At 72.7% G+C, this 7,144-nt stretch carries 4 protein-coding genes; all 4 read right to left on the reverse strand.

The window, feature by feature from the left end; translation table 11 throughout:
* Positions 1 to 115: 115 nt before the first annotated feature.
* From BLT59_RS28905 to BLT59_RS28920, 4 genes are read right to left on the reverse strand one after another with little or no spacing between them, the layout of a single operon-like run.
* The gene (locus BLT59_RS28905; RefSeq protein ID WP_091789254.1) at positions 116 to 2,002 is read right to left on the reverse strand and encodes a response regulator; all 1,887 of its coding nucleotides are present in this window, start codon (positions 2,000 to 2,002) and stop codon (positions 116 to 118) included.
* Positions 1,999 to 3,696: a response regulator gene (locus BLT59_RS28910; protein ID WP_091789273.1), complete on the reverse strand. Its 1,698-nt coding sequence runs from the start codon at positions 3,694 to 3,696 to the stop codon at positions 1,999 to 2,001. The genes BLT59_RS28905 and BLT59_RS28910 overlap by 4 nt, the downstream gene beginning before the upstream one ends.
* A 17-nt stretch (positions 3,697 to 3,713) precedes the next feature.
* Positions 3,714 to 4,781 (reverse strand): chemotaxis-specific protein-glutamate methyltransferase CheB, encoded by a 1,068-nt coding sequence (gene cheB / locus BLT59_RS28915; RefSeq protein ID WP_175544166.1) that lies wholly within the window; start codon positions 4,779 to 4,781, stop codon positions 3,714 to 3,716.
* Positions 4,778 to 7,030, reverse strand: coding sequence for a hybrid sensor histidine kinase/response regulator (locus tag BLT59_RS28920; protein WP_091789260.1), 2,253 nt, complete (start codon positions 7,028 to 7,030; stop codon positions 4,778 to 4,780). The genes cheB and BLT59_RS28920 overlap by 4 nt, the downstream gene beginning before the upstream one ends.
* Positions 7,031 to 7,144 lie beyond the last annotated feature (114 nt).

Raw genomic sequence — 7,144 nt, forward strand, 5'->3', positions numbered from 1 at the left:
TGCGGCGCGGGAAGATGCCGTGATTGCTCATGGTCCACCTCCTCTTCGTATCCCGGGGCCCGCGGGCCCCACGAAGGGAGAATGAGCCGGCAACCAATTGGTTGCAAGCCCCCCCTCAGACCGAGGTCCCGGCCGCGCCGTCGAGCAGGGTGGCGACCCGGGCTGCGAGATCGGCCGAGCGGAACGGCTTGGCGAGGACCGGCAGGTCCGCAGGGATCTGCATGGCATCGGCGTGGCCCGTCAGGATCAGGACCGGCAGGCGTGGATCCCGGTCACGGATCGCGGCGGCCAGTTCGATGCCGCTCATGCCCGGCATGGCCAGATCGGCGACGACGAGGTCGTAGCCGTCGCCCTGCAGGAGTTGCAGGGCGGACTCGCCGTCGCCGGCCTCCGTGGTGCTGTGGCCGAAGCCGGTGAGAAAGGACGCCGTCACGTGGCGCACCTGCGGATCGTCGTCGACGATCAGGACGCGGGCACGGCGGCCGGCGACCGGAATGGCGCCGGGGGCGACGGCTGCCTGCTCGGGTGCCTGGTCGGCGAAGGGCAAAGCCAGCTCGACGCGGGTGCCCTCGCCGACCACGCTGTCGATCACCAGGCGGCCCTTGGATTGCTGCGCGAGGCCGAACACCATGGCGAGCCCGAGACCCGTCCCCTGGCCGACCGCCTTGGTGGTGAAGAACGGCTCGCAGACCCGCCGCAGGATCTCCTCCGGTATGCCGGTACCTTCGTCGGTGACGCTGATGCCCAGATAGGCGCCGTCGGCGATCTCGGGATCGCCGCTGATGCTGAGCCGCCGTGTCGCCACCGTGATGGCGCCACCCTCCGGCATGGCGTCCCGGGCATTGATGCAGAGGTTGAGCACGGCGAGCTCGAGCTGGTCCGGATCGACCTGGACCGCCGGAAGCCCGTCCTGCAGGTCGGTCCGGACCGTGACGAGGCCGCCGAGGCTGCGCCCGAACAGGTCGCTCATCCCGGTGATCAGGGTGTTCACGTCGACGGCACGCGCCTGCAGGTCGTGGGCGCGGCTGAAGCTGAGGAGGCGCTTCGTCAGCGAGGCGCCGCGCTCGGCCGCCCCGCGGGCGTTCTCGATCAGGCGCTGGACCCGCGGCTGATCGGCGACCTTCGGGCTGGCGAGTTCGAGGCTGCCGAGGATCGCGGTCAGCAGGTTGTTGAAATCGTGCGCGATGCCACCCGCGAGGGTGCCCAGCGCCTGCATCTTGTCGGACTGGCGCAGCCGCGCCTCGAGCGTCCGCTGCTCGGTCACGTCGCGCTCGATCATCGCGAGATGGCTGATCGTGCCGCCCGCGTCGCGAATCGGCACCCGCGTCACGTGACTCCACTGCTCGGCGCCGGTCGGTCCGTCGCTGATGAGGCTCTCGGCGACGCCGCCGGACCGGATCGCCGCCTCATCCGCCGCCGTCACCGCCTCCGCCTTCGGGCCGAGGAGTTCGCCCTCGCGCCGTCCGAGGCATTCGACGATGTCGCGGCCGAGGAGGGCGGCCTTGCGCGCGTTCAGCCGCACGAACCGGCCCTGGGCATCCTTGAAGCTGATCGCGTCCTGGGCGTGGTCGAGGAGGCCGCGCAGGAGAGCCCGCTCGGTGGCGAGGTCCCGGCCCAGGCGGTGGCGCTCGAAGGCCTGCCGGACAGTGGAGCGCAAAAGGCCGGCATCCCACGGCTTGGTGACGTAGCCGACGATGCCGCCGCGATTGAGGGCGGCGATCACCGCGGTGATGTCGGCATAGCCGGTCAGCAGGATCGCCTGCGCGTCGTGGAAGGTGCGGGCCTCGGCGAGCAGGGCATCGCCGGTCAGGCCGGGCATCCGCTGGTCCGAGAGCACCACGGCGATGTCGGGCTCGGCGCGCAGGATCTCCAGCGCCTCGGCCGGGCGCGAAGTCGTCAGGACCCGGTAGGAATCCTCGAACAGGTCCTCAAGGGCGATCAGGATGTCCGGCTCGTCGTCGACGGCCAGGATCGTCCCTACACCTGCCGTACCGTCACTCATGCACTGGCCGCCTGCCGCGGAATCCCGATCACGAAGCAGGCTCCCCCACCCGGGGCAGTCTCCACGGTGAGCGAGCCGCTATGCGCTTGAACGACGCTGTATGCAATCGCAAGACCCAGGCCCGTACCGGATCCAACGGGCTTCGTCGTGAAGAACGGCTCGAAGATCTTTTCGCGCAGCGTATCCGGGATGCCGGGACCGGTATCGCTGATCTGGATCTCATCGAGATCCGGGCTCGACTGAGTCGTGATCCGGATCGTGCCGCCCTTCGGCATGGCGTCGGCGGCGTTGCCCAGGATGTTCATAACCACCTGGTTGAGCAGCGCCGGGGTGCAGTGGATCTCGGGGCGGCCCGCGAAGCTGCGTTCCACGGTGATGCGGTCCCCGAGCTTGTGCTGGATCAGGGCCAGGACCGTCTCGATCGCCTCCGGCACATTGACGAGGGCGCGCTCCCCCTCGTCCAGGCGCGAGAACTTCCGCAGATTCAGGACCAGGTCCTGGATCCGGGTCAGCCCCATCCGCATGGAGCCGACGCGCTGGCGCGCCTTGTCGATGGCGCGGGCGGCCGCCTCCGGCGCGGCATCCGGCAATTCACCGAGCAGGCGTTCGACCGTGCCCTGATGGGCCAGGATGAAGGCCAGCGGATTGTTGATCTCGTGGGCGATGCCGGCAACCAATTCGCCCAGCGATGCCATCTTGGCGGCCTGAACGAGCTTGGATTGCGCCTCGGTCAGCTGGCGGTTGGCGTCGGCGAGGTCGCGGTTGGCCCGCTCCAGCGCGTCGGCGAGACGTGCCCGGGATTCCGCAGCCTCGGCTTCGGCGCGGGCGCGCTCCACCGCCCGCTCACGCTCGCCGAACTGGCCGGCGATGCGCCGGTCGTCCTCCTCCAGCAGGCGCCGTCGCACGAAGCCGCGCACCCGCAGCGCCAGGACCTCGGCGTCGGTCTTCGAGACCACGTCGTCGGCCCCGGCCGCGTAGGCCTCGACCAGGAAGTCCTTGGCCGGATCGCTGCCGGCGATGCCGACGAGGTGGAAGCCGGCGCCCGCCGCCTGTCCGGTGCGGCGCTGGCTGATCACCCGGCACAGAGCGAGGCCGTCATAGGCATGTCCCAGGAGATCGACGGTCACGCAGTCGAAGGCCTCGTCACCGGCCGCCGCGTCCAGGGCGGCCAGCGCCGCCTCCGGCCCGTCCACACTCGTCACATGGTGCCCGTCCTGACCCATCACGCCGGCGAGGAAGGTGCGGTAGGTGGCGCTGCCGTCGATCACCAGAATCCGCCCGCGCCGGAATGCGGCCGCGCCCGGCCCCTCGCCGTCACTCGTCGGGCGGCGCTCGCGCAGCAGGGCGCGGATGCGCAGGATCATCAGGTCGCGGTCGGCGGATTTCGGCAGATAGGCATCGGCACCGCTCTCGAGGCCCTGGCGCTCGCCGCCGCTGCCGCCGGTCAGCATCAGGACGGGCAGGGCCCGGGTGCGCAGGGACAGGCGCATCTGCCGGATCAGCTCGTCGCCGTTCATGCCCGGCAGGTGGTAATCGGCCACCACGAGATCGGGCTGGCTGTGGTTGAGGTGGTCGAGGGCGGTCTCGGCCGAGGGGCAGCGCTCGACCGCGAACCCGTGCGCTTCCAGCAGCAGACGCAGTTCCAGGGCCTGCGTCTCGGAATCCTCCACCAGCAGGATCTGGGCCGGCACCATGGCCACGCCGGCCTCGGTCAAGGTCGCACTCCCGCATCCACGAGGCGCAGAACGTGGTCCGCGACGCGATCGAGGGGGAGGACTGCCCGCGCGGCCCCGAGGCGCACTGCCGCCGCCGGCATGCCGTAGACGACGGCCGTGCTTTCATGCTCGGCCACGGTCTGGGCGCCGGCCTTCTGCATGTCGGCGAGACCGATGGCGCCGTCCTCGCCCATGCCGGTGAGCAGCACGCCGATGCCGGAGGCGCCCGACTGCCGGGCCATGGAGCGGAACAGCACCGTGGCCGCCGGGCGCTGGCCCGAGACCGGCGCGGACTCGATCACCCGCAGAATCCGGCCCGAACCGATCTCCAGGTGGCGGTCGCCCGGGGCGACGTAGACGCGACCGGGCTCGGCCCGCTCCCCGTCCCGGGCGAGTGCCACCGGCAGGGCCACGACGCTGTCGAGCCAGTTGGCGAAGCCGTCCATGAAGGCCGCGCCCATGTGCTGAACCACGAGCACCGGCAGCGGGAAATCCTTGGGCAGGGCCCCGATCACCCGGGCCAGTGCCGGGGGACCGCCCGTCGAGGCGGCGATGCCGAGGAGGCTCGGGGCCTGACCGGGCAGCTCGGACGGCGGCGCGGCGGGCGCGGCGCCGGCGCGGCCTGCCCATTCGGTGCCGATCGGGCGGCGGCGGATGACCGGAACCTGGGCCATGATCCGCAGCTGGGTGCAGATCTCGCCGGCCACGCCCTCGTAGCCGGCATGGGTGGTCGCCACCGGCTTCTCGACCACCGACAGGGCCCCGGCGCGCAGCGCGTTCATGGAGATGCGCAGCGAGGAATCCTCCACCGAATCCGCTACCACGACGATCGGGGTCGGGTTCTCGGCCATGATCCGGCGCGTCGTCTCCAGCCCGTCGATCCCCGGCAGGCGGATATCCATCGAGATCACGTCCGGCCGGACCGTCCGGAGCTTGTCGAGCGCCTCCTCGCCGGAGGCGACCGCGGCCACGATCTCGAGACGGGGATCGCGGGAGACGATGTGGCGCAGCAGCTCGCGCACCACGAGGCTGTCCTCCACGAGCATCACACGGACGGGGGTCATAGGAGCTGCCCGATCGTATCCAGCAACTGGCGCTGGTCGAACTTCTGTTTGGTCAGATAGGCGTCGGCACCGAGATCCAGACCCCGGGCCACGTCGGCGGCGTCCCCGCGGGAGGTCATCAGGATCGTCGGAAGCCGGGCGAAACGCTCATCGGCCCGCAGGGCCTTGAGGAGGCCGAAGCCGTCGAGACGCGGCATCTCCACGTCGGCGAGCACCAGGTCGACGGGCTCGATCTCGGCGCGCAGCCGGTCGAGGGCATCCTGCCCGTCGACGCAGACGACCACGCGGTAGCCGGCGGCTTCCAAGATACCCTTCTCCAAGGTCCGGGTGGTGATTGAATCGTCGACGACCAGGATCGTCGCGCGCACGGACGCGCTCGGCGAGGCGTGAGTCGTCGAACGTGGAGCCGGCGCCATCGTTCCGAGCGGACCGCCCGATGCCCCGGCCAGAGCCCGCACCGCGAGCCCCTCGGGGTCGAGGACGAGGACCGGCACGTCCCCGTGCAGCACCGCCGTGCCGGCGATCAGGCCCGGATCGGCCCCGAAGGCGGGCGCCGGCAGGACCAGGAACGACCGGACGTCGTGCAGGCGATCGACCGCGAGGGCCAGACGGCCGCCGCCGGTCCGCAGCACCACGGCGGTCAGCATGCCGGGGTCGGCCGGATCGGCGACCTGTCCGAGGATCGCGGCGAGGTCGGTCACCGGGTGGCTCGTCGCCGCATCGCCCGTGCCGAGCCGCACGATCGTCCGGCCCATCGCGACCGGCAGCTCGCTCCGCCGCAGGCGCAGCAGGCGCTCCACGGCGCCCCCGGGCAGCGCGTAGCTGCGCCCGGCCGCCTCGACCAGCAGCAGGCTGCGCCGGGCCGCCGAGAGCGGCAGGCTGAAGACCAGTGCGGTGCCGGCCGGATCGCGCGGTTCCAGGCGGACGCTGCCCATGAGCTGGCGGGCCGCGTCCGCGGCGACCGACAGGCCGTAACCGCGTCCCGACAGGGTATCGACCGCCTCGGCGGTGGAGAAACCGGGCTCGAAGACGAGGCGCAGCAGGGTCTCCGGATCGGCGGCGGCCGCGGGGTCGAGGAGGCCGCGCGCCCGGGCCGTCGCCTCGATCCGGGCGAGGTCGGGCCCCGGCCCGTCGTCGAACACGGTGACCTGCAGGCGGGCGCCGCGCACCGCGACCTCGAGCCCGAGGCCCAGCGCCTCCGGCTTGCCGGCCGCGCGGCGCACCTCCGGCGCCTCCCAGCCGTGGCTGAAGGCGTTGCGCAGGGCGTGGAGCAGCGGATCCTTCAGGGCCTGCAGCGTGCCGCGCTCCACCGGCAATTCAAGGCCGCGCAGGTCGATATCGACCTCCCGGCCCTGCTCGCGGGCGGTCTCACGCAGCGACCGGGCGAGCGGAGCCAGGACGGTCTCGGCCGGAACCAGGGCCAGCCGCTCGGCAGCGGCGCGGACGCGGGTGGCGGCCCCCTCGACCGCGCTCGTCGCGGAGGCCTGGCGCCGGGCGAGATCCGCGGCCTCCCGGGCGAACGTGCCGGCACGCGCCGCGAAGGCGCGCCATTCGGGCCGCTCCGCATCCGCCCCCGCCGCGAGGGCCTCGGCGCCGAGACGCAGGTCGCGTGCGAGACGGGCGAGCCGCGCCAGCCCGTCGGCCGCGGGCGCCTGGCCCGCCAGGGTGCTGGCGAGATCGTGGCTCGCCCGCGCCAGCACCTCGACGGCCTCCGCCGGCACCCGCAGGATCGCCGCGGAGGCCTCCGCGGGCTCGGAGCCGGGCTTCGGCGCGGGTGCGGCCGGCAGCGCGGTCGCGGCCGGCGGGGCTGCGGGCGCGGCGGGAGGAATCGGTGCCGGATCCGGCAGTGGAGCGGGAGAGGATGCCGGCGGCGCCTCGCCCGGAAGCCGGAGCAGGCGCCCGAGGGCCGCCAGGGCGTCGGGGGGCATGTCCGGGCCGGCCCCGTCGGTGAGACCTGCGACGTAGGATTCGATCCGGTCGAGGACGAGGTGGACGGCGTTGGCCGCCTCGCGGTCGAGGGCGGTGGCGCCGGTGCGCACGCCCTCGAACAGCGTCTCCAGGCGGTGGGCAACCGCCTCGACCGCCGGGAGGTCGACGGCGCGCGACGCCCCCTTCAGGCTGTGGGCCCTGCGGAAGACGTCGTTCCAATCCGGCGTGGCGCTGCCGAGCGCCCCGCGGATCGCCGCGACGTGCTCCCGGTGCTCGACGTCGAAAGCGGCGAGCAGGAGCTTGCGAATGTCCTCGGCCAAGGGGCGCCCGCCTCAGTGCCGGTAGCGTTCGGCCAGCGCCATGAGGGCCTGGGCGAGTTCGGTGAGGTTGGCGGAGGCGGCCTCGACCTGGCGTGTGCCGGCCGCGGTCTGCTG

This window comes from Methylobacterium sp. UNC378MF, from assembly GCF_900103195.1.
Lineage (GTDB): Bacteria > Pseudomonadota > Alphaproteobacteria > Rhizobiales > Beijerinckiaceae > Methylobacterium.

Bases quoted from the DNA above. Each gene is read 5' to 3' on its own strand.
- cheB (WP_175544166.1), bottom strand. From the start codon at position 4,781: ATGACCCCCGTCCGTGTGATGCTCGTGGAGGACAGCCTCGTGGTGCGC.
- BLT59_RS28910 (WP_091789273.1), bottom strand. From the start codon at position 3,696: ATGGTGCCGGCCCAGATCCTGCTGGTGGAGGATTCCGAGACGCAGGCC.
- BLT59_RS28905 (WP_091789254.1), bottom strand. From the start codon at position 2,002: ATGAGTGACGGTACGGCAGGTGTAGGGACGATCCTGGCCGTCGACGAC.